The organism is Bacillus sp. A015, assembly GCF_053851875.1.
The window spans coordinates 1-22,881 of sequence record NZ_JBSPZB010000024.1 but is presented as its reverse complement, the minus strand read 5'-3'; the positions used below and the strand labels follow the sequence as shown (position 1 = coordinate 22,881).

Sequence of the window (22,881 nt, the reverse complement as noted above, 5' to 3'; positions counted from 1 at the left end):
TTTCTGAAAGGACAGGTCCATTATATACAAAGCCCGAATTACCCTACATTATATCTTACCATTACACTATTTGTTTTTCAACAAGACAGAAATGGATATATCTACTGCTCCACAATGACAGATTCACCTTCACTTTGATCTCCGTCCATCCATTTCCACTTTTCTAACAGTTGAATTTTTCCGCTATCCAGCTGCTTAGGTGTGGAATCGCAGGTCCCGCTTCTCATGCTGCCATCCTTGCTCACATGGTGGTATCTAAAATGAAGTGTTCCATCCTCTTTCACTGTTCCTACAAGTACGCCAGATACAATACTGCCGCCTTGATATGTGCCCGTTAAAATATTCCCGTCCTGACGATATTGAAATATGGTTCTTTCTGATACTTCCCCATTACTCGAATTAGACTGCGGGATAAAGGTTTTTCCGTCATATTGAAACAAACCGAATCGACCACCTTTTCTTGCCTATTGTAACATAGGCCTGTCACTGATTCGACAAAAATGTTGCAGATTTTAACAAGTGGGATTCAATTTATATTAGTTTAGCCACATTTTCGCTTTTCTATATATTAAATTGCTTTTTTTAGAAATTGTTCTACTTTCTCAAACAATTGCTGTGCACATGGCTCGTGACAAACATGGTGTTTACAGTCAGGTAAATAAAACATTTCTTTCTGATGAGACGGGATTTTATGATAAATAAATTCTGCACTAGAAGCGGGAACAATCCCATCGCTTTCCCCTTGAACAATTAAGACGGGCAGATGAAGCTTCTCAAGGGAGCTCTTCGTTTGCTTTACCAGCTTCATAAATTCTACAGCAGCTGATAAGGGCGTGCTCGTTAGCTTATGACGATACCGGTCATACAAGGGGTTTGTATCAATCAACCCAGACAAAGATTCCTTCACCATCTGCCTTGTGTCTTGGATCATCTGTTTTGGGTTCACATATTTTGCCGCAGCACTTAAAAGGACAAGGCGGGCAACCGGATACTTCGCAGCTAAGTAAGAGGCAATCATCCCGCCCATTGAAAAACCGACCAAATAAATGGTGTCACATGTTCGGGATAGGGATAAAAGTTCTAGTTCAGCTGTCGCAATCCATTCTTGATAAAGAATGCCTTTTAATTGAAGTTCCTCCCCATGCCCCGGAAGCGTGATAGACTGCACGGTCCAATCTGTCGTCTGCTTTAAATACTGCGCCAGCGGTTCTACCTCATAAGGGGCTCCCGTAAAACCGTGTATACATAGACAGCCAATCATTCAGTCACCTTCTTTGCCGCTAACTTTTATAGTGCAGTAATGACTTCTTCCAATCTCATGCCGCGTGAGGCTTTGACAAGAACAACATCGTCAGGTCCTGCCACTTCAGCTAGTTTTTTCTTCAGTTCCTCTTTGTCCATATAAGAGAACACGCGCGCATCTCCAAATGCTTTCTTTGCTCCTTCAGCAATGAGTGCACCTAGCCGTCCATACGTCATGACATGATCGATAAACTCAGGCTTGATGTATCGGCCTAGTTCGTAATGATACGTTTCTTCTTCACTTCCCATTTCAAGCATATCACCAAGCACTAAAATGCGATTGGCGCAACCGTCCATATCCCCTACAAGGTCAATCGCCGCTTTCATGGAAGTAGGACTCGCATTATACGCATCGTTTATGACCGTGATTCCTTTATCTGTTGTAAACAGCTCAAGACGCATTCCTGTCAATTTCGTTTGCATCAACCCTTGGGCTATTTGTCTTTCATTCAGCCCAAAATGCTGGCCAATGGCAATAGCAGCAAGGGCATTCTTCACATTATGTTTCCCTAATACAGGAATGAGAAACGCCTGAGCGTACCCTTCGACTTGAAATTCAGTTCCTTCTGCAAGCTGATTGATGTGATTCACCCTGATATCACAGTCCTCTGCTTCTCCAAAGGTTTTCACGTTGTGAGCCAGTGCATTCGCTCTTTCGCGAAGCAAGGGCTCATCTCCTAAATAATAAAAGACGCCATCCTCTTTTAACCCTTTTGTGATCTCACATTTTGCATCGGCAATTGCTTCTCTTGATCCTAGATCTTGCATATGAGATTCTCCGACATTGGTGATGACTGCCGCATCAGGTTCAGCGAGGCTTGACAAAAACTCAATCTCACCTTTTGCACTCATGCCCATCTCCAAGACAGCGACCTCTGTTCCTTCTGGCATCGCAAGAATGGTGAGCGGAAGACCGATATGATTATTAAAATTGCCATCTGTTTTATGGACTTGATACGCCGTTTGTAATACTGAATGAATCATGTCTTTCGTTGTTGTTTTCCCATTACTTCCTGTAATACCGACAACACGAGGATTTTCTTCTTTTAAGTATGATTTTGCCAGCTGTTGCAGTGCAGCCAGTGTATCCTCTACAAGAATGACTGGAACGCCTTCTGGTGGATTGGCCTCTTTTTGATTCCAAAGAACAGCGGCAGCTCCAAGCTCCACTGCTTTTGAAGCAAATGTGTGACCGTTAAAATGTTCTCCAATAAGCGGGATAAACAGTGCGCCTTTTGATACTTTTCGTGTATCTGTTGTCACTCCGTGAATTTGCTCTTCGCCAAAAGCTTGATTAGATAATGCTCCACCAGCCATTTGGGCGATTTGTTTCACTGTACGTTTGATCATGATTTTCGCCTCTCTTTCTCATTTCACGTTTGAAGGAAAAGAGACACTACCTGTAGGATAGTGTCTCAGCGTGTAGACAAACCCTCGCATTCGGTGTCAGTCCTGCGTGCCGGTGCTCACGAATGTCAAATTCGCTCCGCTCCAGTACTCGTCCTTCCTAGACTTCAAAGGTTTTCTATCACGCTGAAAAGAAGACAAAGGGCTAAAATAAAGTTCATTTTAGCCCTTTGTCAACAATCTGAGACACTACCTGTAGGATAGTGTCTGCTTGAATGCTCACATTAAAAAGTTGTTTTAATGGTTTGTTTTTCTTGATGACGTTCAATTGCAAGTGACACCAGCTTTTCAATCAATTCAGGATACTCTACACCAGTATGTTTCCAAAGCAGCGGGAACATACTGAATGGTGTGAATCCAGGCATTGTATTCACTTCATTGATCAGCACTTTGCCATCCTCTGTTAGGAAGAAGTCTGCACGTACGAGACCAGATCCATCAATCGCTTTAAATGCTTTAATCGCCATATCGTGAATCGTCTTGTATTCATCTTCTGAAACACCAGCAGGAATGATCAAGTCTGTATCGCCATCTTCATATTTTGCTTTGTAGTCATAAAAATCTGTTTTAGGTGCAATTTCACCAACAACAGAGCATTTCGGCTCGTCATTTCCTAATACACCAATTTCGATTTCTCTTCCAATGACGCCTTCTTCCACGACAACACGACGATCATATTGGAAAGCCAAATCAAATGCTGCTTGAAGCTCTTCTTTGCTGCGGCATTTACTAATTCCAACACTTGATCCCATGTTGGCAGGTTTCACAAAGCAAGGATAGCCTAGTACTTGCTCCACCTGTTCTAAGCTGTCTGATGTTGTTTTCTCGTAGTCTTTTTTATTGAAGGAAAGGTGCTTTGCTTGTTCAAGTCCTGCTTGCGCAAAAACATCTTTCATCATGACTTTATCCATACCCGCAGCAGAAGCGAGAACGCCGTTGCCGACATACGGGATATTTAGTAGTTCAAGTAAACCTTGCATCGTTCCATCTTCACCATTTGGTCCGTGCAGCAATGGAAAGACGACATCAATTTTCTCATCAGCTGATGCAGGCTGTGGAAACATGCTCTCATTTAAAGAAGTTGGTAAAAACGTCTTTGCGTTTTGTTCAAATTGAAGCATTTTGACGTTTGATACTGGTTCAGTGAGTTTTTCTCCTCTTAGCCATTCGCCCTCTTCTGTAATATAAATTGGATGTATATCGAACTTCTCAGTGTTAAGTGCTTTTGTTACTGCAAGTGCTGTTTGCAGTGATACATTATGTTCGGCTGACTTTCCGCCGTAAACCAATCCTAAACTTATTTTCAATGGATACTCCCCCCACTAAAATTCATCTTTACTATCTTATCACTTTCAAGCGAAAATGCTCTAATTAATTTTTGTTGTTACGGAATTGAAATGATTTGTAAAGGTTGTAAGCGCCCCCCGAGCATTTGTATGTCATTCGCCTTTATTTTATATTAAAATGACATTGAAAAGGAGTTGTGACAAATTGAAAAAAATCACAAGTACTGAACAATTCAATGAAATCATTCAATCAGACAAAGAAGTCATCGTGAAATTCTTTGCGACATGGTGTCCTGATTGCACAAGAATGGACATGTTCATTCCAGACATTTTAGAGGCTTATGCTCACCATGAATGGTTTGAAATAAACAAAGATGACTTCCCTGAATTAGCGGAAACGTATCAGGTAATGGGTATTCCAAGCCTGTTAATTTTCAAAAATGGTGAAAAAACAGGACATTTACACAGTGCAAACGCAAAATCACCTGAAGAAGTGACAGAGTTTCTTCAAGAACACGTTTCATAACTGATGATAATGAAAGGACATCAGCAAACTCTTGCTGGTGTCTTTTTCATTTCTTCTATATCCTCTTATATCAAATCTCTACATAAGACGAGATGTATGGCCAAAACGTTTCAATGAAGAAAAGAATGTTTTTATGATGTCACGACAAGAATTGACAGCGAATTATTTCCTGGGAAAGAATTCAAAGTCGATATGGATGGGAATATGTCGGTTACGTGAATTTTCTGAATTGAATCTTTACTTCTGACATTTGACTTTGTATAATGAAGTTGTTAGCTAATTGAAAATGATTATCAATTTCATCTATGAGGAATCTTATAAATCCCCATTTTTATAAAGGAGCGATGAGTCACATGTCTAAGAAGAAGATCAAAACGTACCAGCAATTGATTGAAGAGAACAAGAAGGCGATCATGCGCGATCCTAAAATGATGGAAAGTATATACGAAACCATCGACAAAAAGCATCAGAAGCAGCTTGCAGCTGCTGGACGTAAATCATAAATACAAGATGAGCAGTCAAAAGCTGGCTGCTCTTTTATTTACCTCAACAGAAATAAAAAAAGCCGATAAAATCGAATAACAGATTTTATCGGCTTTTGTTTTTAATGTGATTTCGCTACACGGTCCTGCTTCATTCCTAAGTAAATGAGCATATACGTGAGATAGCCCATAGTCATCGTTAAACCACCGAAAAAGAATTGAGAAAATACAGGTTCCTCAAATGTCGTGACGGCAGCAAGAATGATCCAGCTCGCATATAAATAAACCATGAACCATTTCATGTTTCTTTTAAGTGTATACAGAAAGAAAAGACCGGCTAATGAAAAGATCCCTAGCGCTAGTCTGAAATAAACAAGATGATCAAACTGGAAGGCAAAAGACACAAACGAAAACGACAGCAGCAACAAAATTGGTAAAGCCGTAATGAAATTTTTCACGATAGTGCCACCTCCATGACTCCTCCATATTATAAGACAAAATCAGGCGGTTATCGTGAAATACAGACTCGTTTTCACAAAGATGTCACGAATTTTTCTTGTTATTTGACACAATTTTTACACATTTACGTCACGCTTCCAAAAAAGGAACCAAGCCGTTCCAACAAAGAAAACAAAATGCGCCCCTACAATGAATAGAGAAAACAAAAGACTCATTCCATCAAAGGGTGGCGGTCCTTGAAAGCTGTATTGAGTAAAGTCCGTGTTGGCGAAAAGCAGGATTTTCCCCCACTGATTTTCAAAAAGAGACATGATGGGCACAAGTGATTTTGCCGCATATAAAACAAAGAATGAAGTGACAAGCGCAATCAGGCTGTTCCTAAACAAACTGGAACACATAAAAGCGAAGCTTGCCATCATGATCACTTCCACCCACTGTGAACCGATGACTGCAAGCGTATGCTGAAATAATCGTCCCGTACTTTCATTAAATTCAGTACCAAAGAAAATAAGGCCAAATAGAAAAGCTAACACGTAATAAAAAACAAACAGGTAGATGACCGCTAGCACAAGTGTCATATATTTTGACAGAAAAATATGCAGCCTTGTCTTTGGCCGGATGAATAAGAACTTGATCGTCCTTTTTTGAAACTCTGTTGAGATCAGTGTCGCGCCAATGACGACAGCGAGCACTTGTAAAATAAACACGACGTTTGTGGAATAAGCAAAATAGTTCGCGACCGTGTCTTGTCCACCAAGGCTGGATATGACTCGTTTCAACGCTAAAGCCATCGTCATTTGAAAGACAACGATCAATCCAAGTGCAATGAATGTGATCTTTTGCCTCATAATTTTTTTATGCTCATTCTTGATCAGTTGAAGCATCTGCTGTCCCGCCTTCCGTCCATTTCATAAAGGCCTCTTCAATGGATTGTTTTTGAGGCGTCATTTCTAGTACATCAAACCCTGCCAACACGAGCTGCTTGTTAAGCTCTGACACACGATCTTTGTTCAGTTGAAGCAGCACCTGCTCTCCATTTCGTTCATATGTATATCCATTTGTGCCGAGCCATGAAGCGGCCTTTTCTACTGGCTGAATATTCATCAGCACCTGCTCTTTTCCCTCCATGTCCCGAAGATTCGCACTCGCTTTGATCCGTCCTTTTTGAATGATGATCATGCGGTCACATAGCTCTTCTACCTCATGCAATAAATGCGTGGCAAATAACACGGAGGTTCCTTCTTCTTGCACGAGCGTTTGCAAGTGCTCGCGGAATTCCTTCATTCCTGCGGGATCAAGCCCATTTGTCGGTTCGTCTAAAATGAGCAGATTGGGCTGATGCAAAATGGCTTGTGCAATCCCAAGCCTTTGTTTCATCCCCAATGAATACGTCTTGACCTTCTGATGAATGGCGTGCTCCAGACGAACTCTTTTCACCACTTCATGAATGCGGTCCTCGGAAACTCCATCGTGCATCGCCGCATACAATTCAAGGTTTTCAAAGCCTGTTAAATACGAATAGAACTCAGGATTTTCTATGATGGCACCAACAGATGACATCGCCTTTAGAAATTCATTATCCTGAGAATATCCATTGATCATGATTCGGCCGTTGTTTTTTCTCATCAAGCCCACGATCAGCCGAATCAAGGTCGTTTTTCCAGACCCATTTGGTCCAAGTAAACCGACAATCTCTCCTTGCCTAATCTCCATAGAAATATCTTGCAAAATCATATGTCGGCCCATTTGTTTATCGACTTTCTCTACTTTTAGAACAGCAGACTGCAAAGTGGTTCCTCCTTCTGATGTAAAGCCTATGGCGGCAGTTACGGCCGCTCATTCTGTTAAAAGTATATCACGCAAAACAAGCCGTTCCACGAAAAAAAGGGCTGATCCAGGTCAGCCCTTTTGAACATTACATTGATAAATTAGGTGATGATGCGTCTTTCTCATGTTTTTTCTCAGTTTCTGTCACAATCACCGCACATGCTGCGTCACCTGTAATATTAACAACGGTTCTTGCCATATCTAATAAACGGTCTATACCAAGGATAAGCCCAATTCCTTCAACAGGTAGACCCACAGAATTCAGTACCATGGCCAGCATAATCAAGCCAACCCCCGGTACGCCGGCTGTCCCAATACTGGCTAATACGGCGGTTAATACAACTGTGATCATTTGTATAAGCGTCAATTCAACACCAAATACTTGTGCAATAAAGATGGTTGCGACCCCTTGCATAATCGCCGTCCCATCCATATTGATTGTCGCGCCCAATGGCTGCACAAAGCTAGATATAGGCTCAGGTACTTTCAGCTTTTTCTGAGCTGTTTCCATTGAAACAGGAAGAACTGCACTACTGCTTGACGTACTAAATGCCACGACCATCGCAGGTGAAAAATCTTTAAAGAATGTAAAAGGATTTCGTTTTGCAAATAAAGCCAAAGTTGAACCATAGGTGAGAAAGAAATGAACAAACAGCGCTACTAGAACCACTGAAAAGTACAGCCCCATGGCTTTAATTGCATCAAGACCTTGGCTCCCAATCGCCGTTACAATTAAGCCAAATGTTCCGTATGGAGCAAATTTCATGACTACTCCCACAAGGTACATCATGAGTTCATTGCCTTGTTCTAATATTTTGAGTAACCCTTCTGTTTTTTTACCTAGTACTGCAATGCCTAGACCTAAGAAAACACAGAACACAATGATTTGCAGCATGTTACCTTCAACTAGAGATTGGACTGGATTTGTTGGAATGATGTTTAATAATGTGTCAGCCGTAGATGGTGCTTCTTGAGGTTTAAATTCTGCCCCCTTTGTGTCGAAAGAGCCAAAGGAACCAGGTTTAATTAATAACGCTAAAGACATTGAAATGATTATAGCGAATGTTGTTGTCAGTAGAAAGTACGAGATGCTTTTTGCGCCAATTCTGCCAAGCTTTTTCGGATCACCAAGGCCTGCCACGCCAAGTGTGATGGAAAAGAACACGATTGGCACAACTAACATTTTGATAAGATTTAAGAAGATTTGACCTAGAGGTGTGAACAGATAAGGATCTAACATTTTGAATACATTTGGAGCAAAAATGTTAAGCAAAAGTCCCGTGATTGCACCTACAATGAGGGCAATGATAATTTTTGTAGCCAGCTTCAATAAAATCTCCCCTTCCTCGTCAAAAAGACCCACGAGAGAGTTTTCTCGTGGGTCTGCGTGTTCTTACATATACCACCGTTTACTCTCTTCACGCTGATGAGGTTAGCTGACGGGTTAGGACGAAGAGATGTCCTTTTTTCTAATGAAAGAAAAATTCACCCCAAAAACATGGGTCCCCCATTCCTTTAGAAGGATTAAGCGTGTGGTTATTATGATATTTTCATACTATTTATACCTTATTTTTAGAAAATTGTAAACAGGTTCATATGAACTTTTTAATTACTTTCTTCCTTATTTGTGACCTCCAAAATGTCTAAAATAAACACAAAGATTGGGATACCGATAATGAGTCCCCAAATGCCAATATAGTGTTCAGAGAAAATCAGCACAATAAATGTGAAGAAAATAGGGAGTTCTGTTTTAGCTGACATGAGCTTCGGATTTAAGAAATAGGCTTCAATTGCATGGATGATGACGATGACCAGCACAATATAAAGGACATACATTCCGCCTCCAAGTGTATACGCAATGATGCTCAATGGAATGAGAGAGATGACCACACCCGCTACAGGAATTAAGCCTAGCAAAAAGACCATGACCGCTAATCCAAATAACTGCGGAAAGCCCATAATTCCAAGCGCAATTGTCGTTAAGACACAGTTAACGGTGGCAATGATAAACTGTGCTTCGAGTACCTTTCCAAACGTTCTGGAGAATTTACGTCCAAAGAAAGCAATTTCATGATAGAACACGGAGATTTTACTCGTTTTGAACTTGTTCATGAATTGGATGAGGCGTTCCTTTTCGAACAGGAAGAACATGCTTAATATTAAGGACATAATGACCTGGATACTAAACGTGCTGAAATCTGTTAAGTATGTATAGAGGAAATTAAACCCTTTCTCAAAGTAAGCTGATATTTTGAAATCTCCGAATACGTTGGTGATGACGTCAAAGAAGGGTAAATCTTGTGGATGATCTGAAATTTTCTTTCCTAAATGAAATAACTGCTCCACCTGTTTGGCGATGATTGGCACAAAAACGAATCCGCCAAACGTCAATCCACCAGCCAGGAGAATATACAAAAGGGTAATGACCGATTTCTGTCCTATTTTTAGGAAGTGATTTAAAAAGCCCCTAATGACCTCTTCTAACCGATTCATCAAAAAGGTGAATATGAAGGTCAGGAGAATTAAATTCATCATTCCTCTTAATAGATACAATACTGTGGCTAATACTACAAATACTGCAAACCGCTTAACACCGGGTTTTTCGAACAATTTTAAAAATGCTGCCATTACGTTCCACACCTGCCAGGACTAAAGTCTATTTTTCATCGTATCTGATATACATTATATCGGATCTTTCTGTAAATTATATAACAAAAGGTCAATGAGGTCTTACGATTCGTTCTAATTTTATCAAGCTTTTCTGTTTTTTCTTTTCATCACAAGAAAAAACCGAACCCCATGTAGAACATAAGGTTTCGGTTTTTGGTTGTTTTTTATACTAAACGGCTTGCTTGATATTCCGCATTTCCTGAAGCGCTGTTTTACTCTTCGCTTCGTCAAATTCACCTTCACTTTTCGCTACAACAATGGTTGCAATTCCATTTCCAATCAGGTTTGTAATGGCTCTTCCTTCACTCATGAATCGGTCAACACCAAGCAGCAGTGCAAGCCCTTCAAGCGGAATGACCTGAAGTGCAGCAAGTGTAGATGCCAGCACGATAAATCCGCTTCCTGTTACCCCAGCTGCTCCCTTTGATGTGAGCATCAGAACAAGGATAATCGTGATCTGCTGACCGATGGATAAGTCCACACCAAAAACTTGTGCTAAGAAGACCACGGCCATCGATAAGTATATTGAAGTTCCGTCTAAGTTAAAGGAATAACCTGTTGGAATGACAAGTCCAACAACCGACTTAGAACATCCATATCGTTCCATTTTATCCATCATTCTTGGTAGCACTGATTCTGAAGAACTTGTGCCAAGGACAATTAAAATTTCATCCTTGATAAATCGTAGATAACCGAACAGGCTGAAACCATACATTTTACAAATGATGTTCAGCACAACGAAGATGAACAGGAACATGGTCATATAAACAGAGAGCATCAGACTCGCCAGCGGTTTAATCGAAGCCAAACCAAAGTGTCCGATCGTATAGGCCATTGCCCCAAATGCACCGAGTGGCGCGGCACGCATGATATATCCAATGATTTTGAAGAAGACAAGTGACAGCTTATCAAGCCATTCGATGATTCCTTTCCCCTTCTCACCAAGTGCAGCAAGCGCAACACCGAATAAAATAGAGAAGAATAAGACCTGTAAAATATCTCCCTTCGCAAAGGCATCTACCATGTTAGAAGGCACAATGTGTGTCACAAACTCCATCCAGTCGATACCCTGTCCCCCATTTTGGGTATACTGTGAAACATCCCCTTTTTCAAGCTTACTATAGTCAAGACCTGCTCCCGGCTTCATGAAATTGACAACAAAAAGACCGATGACCAGAGCAAGCGTTGTAACGACTTCAAAATAAATAAATGCTTTTCCCCCAACTTTCCCGACCTTTTTCATATCACCCATCTTGGCAATACCAAGAACGATGGTTAAGAAAATGATTGGTGCGATCACCATTTTGACTGCATTAATAAATGTGTCACCAAGCGGCTTCATTTCTTTCCCGACGTTTGGCCAAACCATTCCGACAATGATCCCAATCATGACAGCTGCAATGACCTGAAATGTCAGGTTCTTAAAAAGCCTTTTCATAAAAAATCAACTCCCTCACCCTTTGATGTAAACGCTTAACTGTTATCTGTAGATAAATGATAGCGATTTCATCAAAGGCTGTGAAGCTTATGAACATATCGTACATTTTGGTCTTTTTGGTCTCTTAGTCAGAATGTACGATATATTTATTAACAGGCCGTCCTACCCCGCCATATTGCATATCTAATTTCAGCTCGCCTACTTTCACTAGGAAGTCTAAATACCTGCGTGCCGTGACACGGGCAATACCAAGTGCATTGGCGACTTCCTCTGCAGACTGCGCGCCTTCCTGCAACCTCATATAGGCTTTAATTTCCTTCATCGTATGCACATTCAGCCCCTTAGGGAGCCATGTACCTTCCTGCTTAACGGCAGGCTTTCGTATGATATCATCCAGCATCTCCTGAGAAAATTCTGCTGCGGTACGAATTTTCGATTTAAATGCTTTATAGCTTTCAAGTGATTCTTTCATTCGTTCAAATTTGAACGGTTTGATGATATAATCTCGCGCACCATTTTGGAGCATGACGCCAATTGTCTCTTTGTCCTTCGCTGCAGAAATTACAATCACATCCACTTGCATCTTTTGCTTTCTAATGTCTTGCAGCGTTTTGACGCCATCCTTCTTCGGCATATAGACATCAAGTACCACGAGGTCTGGACGAATCTCTTTGATCAGCTGGATGCCCTGTTCGCCATTCCCTGCTACAGCCGCTACTTGAAAGCCAGGAACACTCATAATGAACTCTTTATTCACTTCTTGCACCATCGGGTCATCTTCAATTAATAGCACCTTAATCTGAGTCATCTGTCTCTCTCCTCTATTGTCATTGGGAATTCGATTGAGAAGGTGGTACCAATGCCGATGCTTGATGTGACTTCTACGTTCCCCATCCCTTTGTCGATCATCGTTTTGACAATATACAGGCCATAGCCTGTTCCGCCTTCTTTACCGTATGTGAAGCCTTTATCGAAGATATGAGGAATCATTTCCTCTTCTATCCCGGAGCCATGGTCTTCAATCAAAATCGCGAGAACATCCTCCGTTTGATCAATACTAATCGAAATGAGTTTCGTTTCTCTTTCTACAGTATCATACGAGGCAAAGGCGTTCTCAATCAGATTGCCAAGCAGCTTCGTCATATCATGCTGATCTAGCCGCTCTGGAAAATCGCGCAGACAGCTATTTTCATCCACTTCGACTTTGATGCCAAGCTCCTTGCCCCTTCTGATCTTGCTCATCAATAAACCTGCGACGGCATCGTGCTGAATGACGCGGTGAAGAAAATCCGTCACATGTTCCTGTTCTTCTGTCGTTTGAAACGCAAGGTCGAGCGCCTGATCGGCTTTGCCAAGCTGAATCAATCCCGCAATCGTATGAAGCTTATTCATATGCTCATGATTCTGCACCCGCAGGCCGTCAACAAAGTTCTTGACCCCAGTTAGTTCCTCTGCTAATTTAGCAGCCTCTGTCCGGTCCTGAAAAATGGCGACTGCTCCGATCATCTTCTTTTTCATCACAATCGGAATCCGGCTGCTCATAATCCGCTTTCCGCTCATATGAATCTCTTCATTGTAGACTGGTTCTGCGCGATCAATGATCTCAGGAAGTCTCGTGTCGGGCAGCACCTCCCAAATATTCCGGCCTACTGCATCACCTGTCACTCCAAAAATTTGCTTCGCCTTCTCATTAAAAATGGTGATCAAGTGCTGATTATCGATGGCGATGACTCCTTCATTGATGGAGTGGAAGGTGGCGGTGCGTTCCTCTAGCATTCTGACAATCTCGTGCGGCTCCAGCTTAAACATTTGCTGTTTGATATGACGGGCGAGCAAAAATGAACCCACAAGCCCAAAGCTGAGCGTCAGCAGCAGGATCATGAGGATATCCTGCTTCATTTTTCCTAATATATCTGCCATACTTGGCAGCGTCCTTCCTACAAGGACAACACCTGTCTGGTTAAATTTTTCATCCTTCACTGGATAAAAAGCTCTGATGGCTGTTCCAAGCTCTCCCTCTGCTTCTGAGAAATAAATATGCTCTGCAAAAGCCGGCTCTTCATCTGTCCCCTCTGAGCGGTGGCCAATTCTTGTTTTCACTGGATGCGTTAATCTCACATGATCCATATCCATGACAACAATGTAGTCAGCGTCTTGAATAATCCGAATCTCTTCGATCGCATGCTGTAATCGAGAACGTTCCTTTGTCTGATCCGCTAACGCCTGCTTCACCTCATTCATCTCAGCCACTGTTCTCGCTGTATTCATGAGTCTTTTTCGCAGCTCTCGTTCCTCCGTTTGCTGGATTCCCCCAACAAGGACAATTCCTCCGATTAAAAGGGCGAAAATGACAACGAAATATGTCAAAATGGTGAGCTTCCACCTAATAGATAGTTGTTGTAATTTCAATCGATTTCTCATCATTTTTTCACCTGTATCTTTACGAATTCTTCCTCTGTCAAGTATGCTTGACATAAGGGGGATCTGACGCATGAAGAATTTACTTGCTTATACGCTATTGCTAATCATCGGTTTTGTAACCGCTTTATACTTTGGCTTTTATCATATGATGCCTAAATCAGCGACTATATTCGATGATGAACAGACAGGGCTGAAGGATCAGCTTGTGTTCAAATTTAGCCATGTCGTAGCAGACAATACACCAAAAGGACTTGCCGCAAAGAAATTTGCTGAGCTCGTGCATGAGAAATCCGATGGAAAGATCAGCATTCAAATTTTCTCAAACGGGAGCCTTTATTCTGATATTGAAGAGATTAATGCACTCAAAGAGAATCAAGTACAATTTATTGCTCCGTCTACCTCGAAGCTCGGCATGCTGTCCCCTGAGTGGCTGGCACTTGATCTTCCCTTTGCTTTTTCTAATTATGATGCTGTTCAAGAAGGCTTACACGGTGCGATTGGACAGAAATTGTTCGGCACGCTGCAAAAAGATGGTCTAAAAGGAATGGCCTACTGGACAAATGGCTTTAAGCAAATTACCTCTAATAAAGGACCAATCAAACAGCCTGGTGATTTAAAAAATCAATCTCTCCGCATTATGCAAAGCGACATGATTGAAAAACAGTTCAAACTTCTTGGCGCAAAGCCCTATCAGGAATCGTTTAATTCGACATTTCAGCTGTTAGAAACAAAAAAAGTAGACGGTGAAGAAAATACAATTTCAAATATTTATTCAAAAAAATTCTATCATATACAAGACTATATGACGATCAGTAATCACGGGTATTTAGGGTATGTTGTCTTAACAGATCAAGCCTTCTTTGACCGCCAGACACCCGAAACGAAAAGAATTTTACTTGAAGCGATGGAAGAAACAACGGCTTGGAACGAGAAACATGCAGAACAGATGAATCATGATCAGCTGGAGGACATTAAACGGGAATCTCCGATTGCGATCCACGAATTAACGCCAGCAGAGAGGCAAAAATGGGTGAAAGCCCTTGATCCTTTGTATGATGAAGCCGAAAAAACAATCGGTTCCACCCTGATCAAACAGATCCGCGAGCTGCGGGCACGTTATGACCATTCTCCTATCCAAGCTTTTCAAGAAGATGATGATAAGACCAAATAAAAAATCCCTTTGAGAAAAGGGATTTCAGATTGTTGACAAAGGGCTAAAATGAACTTTATTTTAGCCCTTTGTCTTCTTTTCAGCGTGATTGAAAACCTTTGAAGTCTAGGAAGGACGAGCACCGGAGCGGAGCGAATTTGACATTCGTGAGCACCGGCGCGCAGACCTGACAAAGAATGCAAGGGTTTGTCTACACGCTGAAAGCCCTTTGAGAAAAGGGATTTTCTTTATGCACCCGACTCACTCTGTTCTTGCTGCGTGAGCTCTTGTAATCTTGTTAAAATTCTGCGCTTTCGATATTGCATCATGCCTGTTTCGGCAATTCCTTTTAACTGCGAGCGATTGGAGACTGCTCCAAACCAAATCCCCGCAATTGGGACAAGCTGAAACAGCTTCTTCCAGCCAAACGAATCTCGGTAATTATAGACCACTTCACGCCATCCTTGAATTTGAGAGATCATGTTTTCGTGCTTTCCTTCGGACGCATGGCAGCTCTTCAGCTCTTTTAGTATCGACTTTTTCCCAACGACATCAGCAGAGTTCAGCTGTAAACATTTAATGATAAATACCCGTTCTTCCTTGTTTTTAGGATCATAGCCATAGGTGACGGCAATATCCTGTAATGTTTTTAAGGAAAGGCCCAGCACCGCAGGAATATCTGCCGCTAATGTAAACATGCCGCCGACACCTGTTGTCGCACCTTGCACCGTGGCGATATTCGTTCTGTTTTTCCCCATATGTTCACTAATGGCATCCATGACTTCAATAGGGGCTTTTTCAATATCTTCTATGCGCTGAATCGATTCGTCAGCACATTTCTTTTGAAATTGATGGATGATGCCTTTTTCTGATGTCAAATAGGCGCCACCTGATTGAATGTAATGCCCCATTTCATCTAGTAGCACACCGATTTTTTTCTGAATAAAGGCAGGAGTCAGCTTGTCCAGCATTTGAAATGGAAGCCGACTGAGTTTCTCCCAAAAGCACACCTTCTGCTGTTCTTTCTCCCATTTTTCAATCTCCTTTAATTGTGCTTTTAGCCAATCTCTTTCCTCCATACCATTTCCTCCTTAGATGCCGTTCGGTATTTGTCTGTTATTATACACAATCCTTGTCCATCATACGTATCAAACATCGAAGCGGTTCCGAGAGGTTTTAAACCCTTTCAAAACGGTTATTGCTTAATAAACAATCAAAAGAGGAGTGATCAACATGTTAGGATTTCTTATTTCATTAGTTGTGGCGATTGTCATTGGCCTCATCGGCAGTGCACTCGCTGGAGGTAGTGTACCAGGAGGATGGATAGGTTCAATGATTGCCGGGCTTGCAGGCGCTTGGATTGGTCATGGATTACTTGGAACGTGGGGTCCTAGTATTGCAGGCTTTGCGATCATTCCAGCGATCTTAGGAGCAGCTATTTTTGTTATTATTTTAAGCCTGATCTTCCGCAGTGTTGGATCAAGGGTTTCTTAAAAAAACGAAAACAGAGGAAGCAAAGGGCTAAAATGATTTTTATTTTAGCCCTTTGTCTTCTTTTCAGCGTGATAGAAAACCTTTGCAGTCTAGGAAGGACGAGTACCGGAGCGGAGACCTGACAAAGAATGCGAGGGTTTGTCTACACGCTGGCACCGCCTAAGAGGCGGTGTTTTTTTATGTATTGATTGACATTGCATCTATTTTTTTCACTTACATATGATAAACAAACCTATTAGTTCAGATAGTTGACTTTTCATGGAGATGGGCATATGATGATTAAAAATTGCATAGAGGAAACTTTTTGTGCCCCAGCAAAACTTTGTAGAATCTAGGTGATGACATATGACAAACAAATACATCAAGGCACAGGCACACATGTCAGCGGCTGCTGAGCGTGCACTTGAAGGAAAGGTCAAAGGATTTAGAAGGCTCCTTCCTTTTCTCGGCCCTGCTTTTATCGCAGCTATTGCTTATATTGATCCAGGGAATTTCGCCACCAATATTGCCGCTGGCTCAAAATACGGGTATCTTCTCTTATGGGTCATTCTCATATCGAATCTCATGGCTTTGCTTATCCAATCCTTGTCCGCAAAGCTTGGAATAGCGACGGGTAAAAATTTACCTGAAATCGCACGTGAAGAGTTTCCAAAGCCCGTCTCCATCGGTTTATGGATTCAGGGCGAGCTCGTGATAATTGCCACAGATTTAGCTGAGTTTATCGGGGCTGCACTTGGTTTATACTTACTCTTTCGTATCCCGCTGCTTGAAGCATCAATTATTGCAGCCATCGGATCATTTGCGATTTTAGAGCTGCAAAGACGAGGATATCGAGCATTAGAAGCAGGCATCACTGGTATGCTGTTCGTTGTAGTGATCGCTTTTGCTGTGCAAACCTTTGTCGCAAAGCCAGATATCGCAAGTGTCGCAGGCGGACTTTTCATTCCGAGGTTTGATGGAACAGATAGTGTGCTGCTTGCAGCTGGCATTTTAGGTGCTACTGTGATGCCGCACGCGATTTATTTACATTCAGCTTTAACCCAAAGACGAGTCGTCGGCAGAACAGAAAAAGAGAAAAAACAAATTTTCCGCTTTGAGTTTTTAGACATCCTTATTGCCATGCTAGTCGCTGGGGCCATCAATGCCAGCATGTTGATTGTAGCAGCCGCTTTATTTTATAAAAATGGTCTCTTTGTTGAGGATCTGGATGTTGCGTTTCAGCATTTTGGTACACTCGCAGGTCCTGTATCAGCCATCTTATTTGGTGTAGGTCTGCTTGTAGCCGGGCTTTCCAGCTCTTCTGTCGGTACACTGTCAGGCGATATTATAATGCAGGGATTTATTCAGTACCGGATCCCGCTGTATGTACGCCGGTTGATTACCATCATTCCCCCTATTGCGATCATTGCATCCGGGGTGAATCCGACATCTGCGCTTGTGATGAGTCAGGTGGTCTTATCTTTTGGTATAGCCTTTGCTTTAATTCCACTCATTTTGTTTACAAGTAAAAAACGAATTATGGGCGATTTGACGAATGCACGCTGGGTGACAGGAATATCTTGGGTGATAGCAGCTCTTGTTGTAGCACTCAATCTCTTTCTAATTGTGGATACGTTTATGTAAAAGACAGTGATGATGCTGTCTTTTTCTTTCCATTTGGTTATGATAGAATTAATTTTCCCTGAGAGGATGTGGGCACATGTTTTTTTATCAGGATCAAGATCTATCCATGCGGCTGCTTGAGCCTAGAGACGCAAGAAGTTTGTATCTGCTCATTCAGCGGTCAAGAGAGCATTTACGTGAATGGTTGCTTTGGGTAGATACAACGCAAACAGAAGAAGACAGCATGGCGTTCATTCAAGGCGCAATGCAGCAAGCCTTGCAGAACAACGGCTTCCAAGCGGGCATATGGTCACATGGAGAACTCGTCGGCATCATTGGCACCCACCAAATTCATTGGATCAACCGTACCGTTTCTATTGGCTATTGGCTCGGAGAAGGCTATCAAGGAAAAGGCATCATGACAAAAGCCTGTAAAGCCGTCATTCAATATTTATTTGAAGAGTGCGGACTGCACCGCATTGAAATCAGAGCCGCTGTCGATAACCAGAAGAGCAGACGCATCGCAGAGCGATTTTCCTTCTCTCTTGAAGGCATTTTAAGACAATGTGAATGGCTGGGCGACCGCTTTGCCGATCATTGTGTGTACGCACTTTTACAGCCTGAATATATGACACAAAAAACGCATTCGATGAATCAGTCCACTTAATTGTGTCAATTACATGAATGATTTTACAAAGTGAAGCTTTATGGTATCCGTTGTAATCGGCATCTGATAAAATAGAAGGAAAAATCGAGGTATGATGTATGTCTCTTATTATTTTATTTTACTTATGGATTGTCCCTTTATTATTTGGCATTTTCTTCTCAATCCTAACAAAGAAAGCCACATACAAACGCCGCTTTGTCCCATCGTATAGCATGGCAGGACTCAGCATCGTTTTTCTTATTATGGCACTCGTCTTTTCAGCCAGTCATTTTCTATTCATTTGCGGTATGTTCCTTTTTGCCACAACACTTGTCGGCACAGGCATTCCATTATTCTTAGCCTTTACAAAAACACCATCATAAACAAAACCACCTTTCCTCGAGGGAAAGGTGGTTTTAGATTGTTTGACAAAGGGCTAAAATGATCTTTATTTTAGCCCTTTGTCTTCTTTTCAGCGTGATAGAAAACCTTTGAATTCTAGGAAGGACGAGTACTGGAACGGAGCGAATTTGACATTCGTGAGCACCGGAACGCAGAACTGACACCGAATGCGAGGGTTTGTCTACACGCTGAAACCACCTTTTCTCGAGGGAAAGGTGGTTTCTTTATTATTGATGAGGCATTCGGTATGTAATAGATGCACCTTGATTTTCTTCAATCGTCTTCACAATGTCTTGAAGGATCTCTGCTGCTCGATCATTTGAGTCATACTTGCCGAGTATCTTTGTCCAAGAATCATTTCCCATGATCCCTTCAATTTTTTTCCCCTGTACTGTGACTTCATTGACTTGGACCAGGCTTTGCTGGTTTTGTGTGAAAATCCATAGCATGTTTTATTCCCCTTTTTTTGTTGTGATTGGATTAGTTTAACATATTATTTCCGGTTAAGTGGAGAGAGGCACTATGATTAGGGGGAAATGTTACAATTTTAGTCTTCAATATAGCTTTCTGCTATATCAATATCTTGTTTCATCTCTAATTCAGGATATTTTTTATCCAATCTACGCAAACATTTAATTAATTCCTTACTTTGTAAAACTTCTGATATGTCTTCAAACACTTCGCTTATCCAATATAAATCTTCTTTACTGCAATGATCTAAATAGTCTAATGTTCTCTCTTCATTTTCTCCAAGAACTTCTATTATTTCATCCCAACTTTTTTGTATACCGTAATCATCATTTAAATCTAACTTTTTTCTTTTATCTAATATCGTTTTTAATCTATTTTCAATGTCCATATTGACCCTCCAAATTATGGTTGTTTTGTAGCATCCGGAAAAATGGTTCCTACTTCTCCATTGGTTTTAATAACTCCAACCCTTACTCCTTTATATTCACCAAAAATAGTCACTCCATTTTCCACTTTAGAAAAATCAGGTGATTCAGCAATTTTTGCACCCGCTGATGTAATGTCAGATTCTGTCCAGTTTTCTGGAAACCATGATTGGTTGGAACCTGTTCGTTTTGCTTTCACCTTATGACCAGGAACATTACCTACCCTTACACCGTTCTCATATACTTTATTTATATTATATTCTATATTATTTTCTTGTAAGAATTTTATGTTGCTTTGTCCGTGCCCCCCACCCTTCATTTTTGAAATATCCCCTGTTTTAGGGTTTGTTGTGAAGTCTCCTTTATCAGAATGTTTAATGCTATTTTCAGGTATTTTACTTAAACCACTTGTTCTTTTAACCCCCATCTTCCCATGAAACCCTTTCGCCCCAAACGGCAAAAGCATTCCAAGCGCCGCGTTCATGCTGGCTTCCTATTGCTCTTTTGAGATTTTGTTCCCAAACATATCTCTTCCCGTAATCGCTAGGATAAAGAACCTCTGATCTTCATACTCAAACTCTAATTGCCAAATAAGCACCACCTTACGCTCTTCGTTTAAATAGATTTTTCAATGATGACTACACTCCAAGAGGATGCCAAGTACAGTCGATCATAAAATGAAATACTGCCCTCAATGCCGTAGACCAACTGCTATTCAGGCTCAGAACGTCCCTATCGTATGAATACATTCATCAACACCTTTGTTCGTAGTCAGATACACTCTTGATAAGGGAAAGACACCGATCAAGGGACATATTGTGCTCATTGATTAACGTCCGCAGGTTCTCCCTTCTGGACAAAAATATTCAGTTCGTGCTGCTCGCCATACGGTGGTTTTGACAGAAAAGTTTTCCTCCGGTATGGAGTCAAATAAACACCAAAAACCTTGAAAGGCATTTAGCCAATCAAGGTTAAATTTTTTTGTATTTCACAATAATCTAATTCAATGCATCTTCTAATGTTTTCTTTTCATGTTCTAACATATCACTTATTATAATGCCACAAACTACTTCATCTTTATCTAAAGCAAATCCTACTGTATCATTTTGTAAAATAGACAAAGCATCATTTTCTGAAAATGAAATCAAAACCTTATCTATCCCTATATATACGTCTAATTTACCTTCTTCGTCTATATAGGTCATATCATTATATTCTTCTACTTGAAAATTTGGTGCGCCTTTAATCATATTTATATCTTTCAGATCAAATTTCAAACTTTCCATTTTGTGTACATTCTCACTTAATGTTAGTGTAATTGAACGAAGGCTGCCTGTATATTTCCCTATGCCTATTTCAATTAGAGATTTCTTGAAATCTCCAGTTCTCCAATATATCGTTGGCTCTTTTGATATATTCCAACTACCGAATTCTATATTAATCGGTGTATAAAGATCATATTCAATATTTATAGGCTGACTGTCTTTATATTCTGTTACTTTTAACATTATCATGTCTCCTTCTAAGGCATATACACAGCATGCTTTATTACTGGTAGTAATCCGTCTCCACGGGGTTTACTAAATATTAATTCCCAATTACCTATCTTCATAATTTCTTCATATTTAATTCCTTGCTTAGCAGCATTGTTAACAGAGCTTTGGAAACTCGACAATAAAGTTTGACTATTTATCGGCATACCATGTGTAGTCGCATCTCTTGTTATATACTCGACCATATGTTTTGTTCCATTTGGATGTACCCAGAACTTTCCACCTGCTGTTGCTAATTCAAAGGATTTTGGGATTTTTGTACCTTCATAAAGTGGTTGAGTAATTTTTATATTCTTCCACACTGTACCATTATCTACATTTTTAACAGTACTCTTAACCCCCATCTTCCCATGAAACCCTTTCGCCCCAAACGGTAAAAGAATTCCAAGTGCCGCGTTCATGCTCGCTTCCTGCTGTTCTTTCGAAACCTTATTTCCAAACATGTCTCGACCCGTTATCGCTTCGCTAAATCCGTTGGTTGCGGTGAGGCCATATAAGCCTTTTTGAGATGTTTTTAGGGCGTCAAAGGACTTTTGCGATGTCTTGTAAATGTCGACTGCTCTGACTGCGGCTGATGTGGCTTGGGTCGTTTTATAGACAGCTTTTCCGCCTTTGAATATGCGGCCTGCCCAGCCGACGATTGGGATGTAGCCTGCCGCTGCCATGCCGCCTGCGGCGACTCGCTGTCCTGCGGTAAGTTCTTCACCTGTGATCGGATCAACGCCTGTTGCGGCGCTTTTTGCATCGTTCACACCTGTCAGCTCATTGACGATATTTCCGCCATAATCGAGGGCTTTATCATACCAAGGACGGTTGGCGAGGGCTTCCTGTTCTTTCGCGATCTCGCGGGCTTCTTCTTGTTCTTTTTTAATTTTAAGATATTCAGAAGTTTGCTTCTCAATATCGCTTTTTGCCTTGTAGATTTCACTATTTTGATACGCTTTCTTGTCAAAATTCATAGGCGAAATGGATTTTCCGTCATTTGTCGCATTCATCATTTCTGCGTACAATGCCATTGTAGCCTTCTGCTCAGTCTCTGACAAAGCATATTCATCTTTTAAATTTTGATCAAGTTCTATTAAATCTTTAACCGTCTTTTTCCGCTCGTCTTCTGCATCTGCGATCTTTTCATCAAAGGTTTGGCTATCAAATACCTCCAAAGAAATGAGGTCATCAATGTCTTGAAAAATGGTTTTGAGTGCCTTTTTGTGATCCTTCACAATACTTTTGGCGTTTTTGATTCCCATATGAACAGCGTTGTCTAAAAAGTGTTCTTCCACAAAGGTATCGCCGCCAAAACTTGTATCATCAAGTGTACCA

24 protein-coding genes, 1 pseudogene and 1 riboswitch are annotated in these 22,881 nt (G+C 41.2%); of the genes and pseudogenes, 7 read left to right on the top strand and 18 right to left on the bottom strand.

Annotated elements, in window-relative coordinates; all coding sequences use genetic code 11:
- Window positions 1-101: 101 nt before the first annotated feature.
- The 4 genes from ACSLGF_RS16615 to ACSLGF_RS16600 all read right to left on the bottom strand — a co-directional run bounded on the left by ACSLGF_RS16615 (window position 102) and on the right by ACSLGF_RS16600 (window position 4,016).
- Window positions 102-440, bottom strand: a complete 339-nt coding sequence (locus ACSLGF_RS16615) for a n-acetylglutamate synthase (RefSeq protein ID WP_456007267.1) — start codon at window positions 438-440, stop codon at window positions 102-104.
- 128 nt (window positions 441-568) lie between these two features.
- Window positions 569-1,261 carry an alpha/beta hydrolase gene (locus ACSLGF_RS16610; protein WP_456007265.1) on the bottom strand — a complete coding sequence of 231 codons (693 nt, stop codon included), beginning with the start codon at window positions 1,259-1,261 and terminating at the stop codon, window positions 569-571.
- A gap of 26 nt (window positions 1,262-1,287) precedes the next feature.
- Window positions 1,288-2,652: a UDP-N-acetylmuramoyl-tripeptide--D-alanyl-D-alanine ligase gene (locus tag ACSLGF_RS16605; protein WP_456007263.1), complete on the bottom strand. Its 1,365-nt coding sequence runs from the start codon at window positions 2,650-2,652 to the stop codon at window positions 1,288-1,290.
- Between the two features lie 281 nt (window positions 2,653-2,933).
- The gene (locus ACSLGF_RS16600) at window positions 2,934-4,016 is read right to left on the bottom strand and encodes a D-alanine--D-alanine ligase (RefSeq protein WP_456007261.1); all 1,083 of its coding nucleotides are present in this window, start codon (window positions 4,014-4,016) and stop codon (window positions 2,934-2,936) included.
- Between the two features lie 184 nt (window positions 4,017-4,200).
- Here ACSLGF_RS16600 and ACSLGF_RS16595 point away from each other — a divergent pair, with 184 nt between their 5' ends.
- Together ACSLGF_RS16595 and fbpB are read left to right on the top strand one after the other, a co-directional pair.
- A complete protein-coding gene (locus ACSLGF_RS16595) occupies window positions 4,201-4,521 on the top strand; it encodes a thioredoxin family protein (protein ID WP_012008983.1) in 321 nt (106 codons plus the stop codon).
- A 353-nt stretch (window positions 4,522-4,874) separates the two neighbouring features.
- Window positions 4,875-5,024: a Fur-regulated basic protein FbpB gene (fbpB, locus tag ACSLGF_RS16590; protein WP_144459703.1), complete on the top strand. Its 150-nt coding sequence runs from the start codon at window positions 4,875-4,877 to the stop codon at window positions 5,022-5,024.
- A gap of 101 nt (window positions 5,025-5,125) precedes the next feature.
- On the opposite strand, the gene ACSLGF_RS16585 is transcribed toward fbpB, so the two are convergent.
- From ACSLGF_RS16585 to ACSLGF_RS16550, 8 genes are all read right to left on the bottom strand, one after another.
- Window positions 5,126-5,461 carry a hypothetical protein gene (locus tag ACSLGF_RS16585; protein WP_008359528.1) on the bottom strand — a complete coding sequence of 112 codons (336 nt, stop codon included), beginning with the start codon at window positions 5,459-5,461 and terminating at the stop codon, window positions 5,126-5,128.
- A 117-nt stretch (window positions 5,462-5,578) separates the two neighbouring features.
- The gene (locus ACSLGF_RS16580) at window positions 5,579-6,346 is read right to left on the bottom strand and encodes an ABC transporter permease (protein WP_249705343.1); all 768 of its coding nucleotides are present in this window, start codon (window positions 6,344-6,346) and stop codon (window positions 5,579-5,581) included.
- Window positions 6,324-7,250, bottom strand: coding sequence for an ABC transporter ATP-binding protein (locus ACSLGF_RS16575; RefSeq protein ID WP_456007258.1), 927 nt, complete (start codon window positions 7,248-7,250; stop codon window positions 6,324-6,326). Before ACSLGF_RS16575 ends, ACSLGF_RS16580 begins: the two co-directional genes overlap by 23 nt.
- 127 nt (window positions 7,251-7,377) lie before the next feature.
- Entirely contained in the window at window positions 7,378-8,619 is a 1,242-nt protein-coding gene (locus tag ACSLGF_RS16570; RefSeq protein WP_456007256.1) for a dicarboxylate/amino acid:cation symporter, read from the bottom strand.
- Window positions 8,620-8,696: 77 nt separating this feature from the next.
- A riboswitch (cyclic di-AMP (ydaO/yuaA leader) is annotated at window positions 8,697-8,830 on the bottom strand.
- A 64-nt stretch (window positions 8,831-8,894) separates the two neighbouring features.
- Entirely contained in the window at window positions 8,895-9,917 is a 1,023-nt protein-coding gene (locus ACSLGF_RS16565) for an AI-2E family transporter (protein WP_456007254.1), read from the bottom strand.
- A gap of 211 nt (window positions 9,918-10,128) precedes the next feature.
- Window positions 10,129-11,397, bottom strand: a complete 1,269-nt coding sequence (gene dctP / locus ACSLGF_RS16560; RefSeq protein ID WP_099728433.1) for a C4-dicarboxylate transporter DctP — start codon at window positions 11,395-11,397, stop codon at window positions 10,129-10,131.
- 124 nt (window positions 11,398-11,521) lie between these two features.
- Entirely contained in the window at window positions 11,522-12,205 is a 684-nt protein-coding gene (locus tag ACSLGF_RS16555; RefSeq protein ID WP_456007252.1) for a response regulator, read from the bottom strand.
- Entirely contained in the window at window positions 12,202-13,821 is a 1,620-nt protein-coding gene (locus ACSLGF_RS16550) for an ATP-binding protein (RefSeq protein WP_456007312.1), read from the bottom strand. The genes ACSLGF_RS16555 and ACSLGF_RS16550 overlap by 4 nt, the downstream gene beginning before the upstream one ends.
- A 67-nt stretch (window positions 13,822-13,888) precedes the next feature.
- On the opposite strand from ACSLGF_RS16550, the gene ACSLGF_RS16545 reads away from it, so the two are divergent.
- Entirely contained in the window at window positions 13,889-14,989 is a 1,101-nt protein-coding gene (locus ACSLGF_RS16545; RefSeq protein WP_456007250.1) for a TRAP transporter substrate-binding protein, read from the top strand.
- Window positions 14,990-15,216: 227 nt separating this feature from the next.
- Here the strand turns inward: ACSLGF_RS16545 and ACSLGF_RS16540 are convergent, their stop codons facing one another.
- Window positions 15,217-16,047 (bottom strand): EcsC family protein, encoded by an 831-nt coding sequence (locus tag ACSLGF_RS16540; RefSeq protein ID WP_456007248.1) that lies wholly within the window; start codon window positions 16,045-16,047, stop codon window positions 15,217-15,219.
- Window positions 16,048-16,201: 154 nt separating this feature from the next.
- Between ACSLGF_RS16540 and ACSLGF_RS16535 the strand changes: the two genes are divergently transcribed.
- The 4 genes from ACSLGF_RS16535 (at window position 16,202) to ACSLGF_RS16520 (ending at window position 19,093) form a co-directional block, all read left to right on the top strand.
- Complete coding sequence (locus ACSLGF_RS16535; protein ID WP_099728438.1) at window positions 16,202-16,462, top strand: GlsB/YeaQ/YmgE family stress response membrane protein; 261 nt, start codon at window positions 16,202-16,204, stop codon at window positions 16,460-16,462.
- A 345-nt stretch (window positions 16,463-16,807) separates the two neighbouring features.
- Window positions 16,808-18,085 carry an Nramp family divalent metal transporter gene (locus tag ACSLGF_RS16530; RefSeq protein WP_456007246.1) on the top strand — a complete coding sequence of 426 codons (1,278 nt, stop codon included), beginning with the start codon at window positions 16,808-16,810 and terminating at the stop codon, window positions 18,083-18,085.
- 76 nt (window positions 18,086-18,161) lie between these two features.
- Window positions 18,162-18,731 carry a GNAT family N-acetyltransferase gene (locus tag ACSLGF_RS16525; protein ID WP_456007244.1) on the top strand — a complete coding sequence of 190 codons (570 nt, stop codon included), beginning with the start codon at window positions 18,162-18,164 and terminating at the stop codon, window positions 18,729-18,731.
- A gap of 98 nt (window positions 18,732-18,829) precedes the next feature.
- Window positions 18,830-19,093, top strand: a complete 264-nt coding sequence (locus ACSLGF_RS16520; protein WP_456007242.1) for a response regulator — start codon at window positions 18,830-18,832, stop codon at window positions 19,091-19,093.
- A gap of 246 nt (window positions 19,094-19,339) precedes the next feature.
- On the opposite strand, the gene ACSLGF_RS16515 is transcribed toward ACSLGF_RS16520, so the two are convergent.
- The 5 genes and pseudogenes from ACSLGF_RS16515 to ACSLGF_RS16495 form a co-directional block, all read right to left on the bottom strand.
- The gene (locus ACSLGF_RS16515) at window positions 19,340-19,561 is read right to left on the bottom strand and encodes a hypothetical protein (RefSeq protein ID WP_099728442.1); all 222 of its coding nucleotides are present in this window, start codon (window positions 19,559-19,561) and stop codon (window positions 19,340-19,342) included.
- A 98-nt stretch (window positions 19,562-19,659) separates the two neighbouring features.
- Entirely contained in the window at window positions 19,660-19,971 is a 312-nt protein-coding gene (locus ACSLGF_RS16510; protein WP_456007240.1) for a hypothetical protein, read from the bottom strand.
- 14 nt (window positions 19,972-19,985) lie between these two features.
- Window positions 19,986-20,561, bottom strand: a pseudogene (locus ACSLGF_RS16505) (EndoU domain-containing protein); the annotation flags it as partial.
- Between the two features lie 445 nt (window positions 20,562-21,006).
- Entirely contained in the window at window positions 21,007-21,516 is a 510-nt protein-coding gene (locus ACSLGF_RS16500; RefSeq protein ID WP_456007238.1) for a hypothetical protein, read from the bottom strand.
- Between the two features lie 14 nt (window positions 21,517-21,530).
- The coding region (locus ACSLGF_RS16495) for a T7SS effector LXG polymorphic toxin (RefSeq protein ID WP_456007236.1) at window positions 21,531-22,881 on the bottom strand (1,351 nt) is incomplete at its 5' end.

What these genes read in the sequence shown, in the direction of transcription:
- ACSLGF_RS16525 (WP_456007244.1), top strand. Translation starts at nt 18,162, where the DNA reads ATGTTTTTTTATCAGGATCAAGATCTATCCATGCGGCTGCTTGAGCCT.
- ACSLGF_RS16610 (WP_456007265.1), bottom strand. Translation starts at nt 1,261, where the DNA reads ATGATTGGCTGTCTATGTATACACGGTTTTACGGGAGCCCCTTATGAG.
- ACSLGF_RS16550 (WP_456007312.1), bottom strand. Translation starts at nt 13,821, where the DNA reads ATGATGAGAAATCGATTGAAATTACAACAACTATCTATTAGGTGGAAG.
- ACSLGF_RS16510 (WP_456007240.1), bottom strand. Translation starts at nt 19,971, where the DNA reads ATGGACATTGAAAATAGATTAAAAACGATATTAGATAAAAGAAAAAAG.
- fbpB (WP_144459703.1), top strand. Translation starts at nt 4,875, where the DNA reads ATGTCTAAGAAGAAGATCAAAACGTACCAGCAATTGATTGAAGAGAAC.
- ACSLGF_RS16555 (WP_456007252.1), bottom strand. Translation starts at nt 12,205, where the DNA reads ATGACTCAGATTAAGGTGCTATTAATTGAAGATGACCCGATGGTGCAA.
- ACSLGF_RS16535 (WP_099728438.1), top strand. Translation starts at nt 16,202, where the DNA reads ATGTTAGGATTTCTTATTTCATTAGTTGTGGCGATTGTCATTGGCCTC.
- ACSLGF_RS16540 (WP_456007248.1), bottom strand. Translation starts at nt 16,047, where the DNA reads ATGGAGGAAAGAGATTGGCTAAAAGCACAATTAAAGGAGATTGAAAAA.
- ACSLGF_RS16545 (WP_456007250.1), top strand. Translation starts at nt 13,889, where the DNA reads ATGAAGAATTTACTTGCTTATACGCTATTGCTAATCATCGGTTTTGTA.
- ACSLGF_RS16565 (WP_456007254.1), bottom strand. Translation starts at nt 9,917, where the DNA reads ATGGCAGCATTTTTAAAATTGTTCGAAAAACCCGGTGTTAAGCGGTTT.
- ACSLGF_RS16500 (WP_456007238.1), bottom strand. Translation starts at nt 21,516, where the DNA reads ATGTTAAAAGTAACAGAATATAAAGACAGTCAGCCTATAAATATTGAA.
- ACSLGF_RS16520 (WP_456007242.1), top strand. Translation starts at nt 18,830, where the DNA reads ATGTCTCTTATTATTTTATTTTACTTATGGATTGTCCCTTTATTATTT.
- ACSLGF_RS16515 (WP_099728442.1), bottom strand. Translation starts at nt 19,561, where the DNA reads ATGCTATGGATTTTCACACAAAACCAGCAAAGCCTGGTCCAAGTCAAT.
- ACSLGF_RS16530 (WP_456007246.1), top strand. Translation starts at nt 16,808, where the DNA reads ATGACAAACAAATACATCAAGGCACAGGCACACATGTCAGCGGCTGCT.
- ACSLGF_RS16580 (WP_249705343.1), bottom strand. Translation starts at nt 6,346, where the DNA reads ATGCTTCAACTGATCAAGAATGAGCATAAAAAAATTATGAGGCAAAAG.
- dctP (WP_099728433.1), bottom strand. Translation starts at nt 11,397, where the DNA reads ATGAAAAGGCTTTTTAAGAACCTGACATTTCAGGTCATTGCAGCTGTC.
- ACSLGF_RS16605 (WP_456007263.1), bottom strand. Translation starts at nt 2,652, where the DNA reads ATGATCAAACGTACAGTGAAACAAATCGCCCAAATGGCTGGTGGAGCA.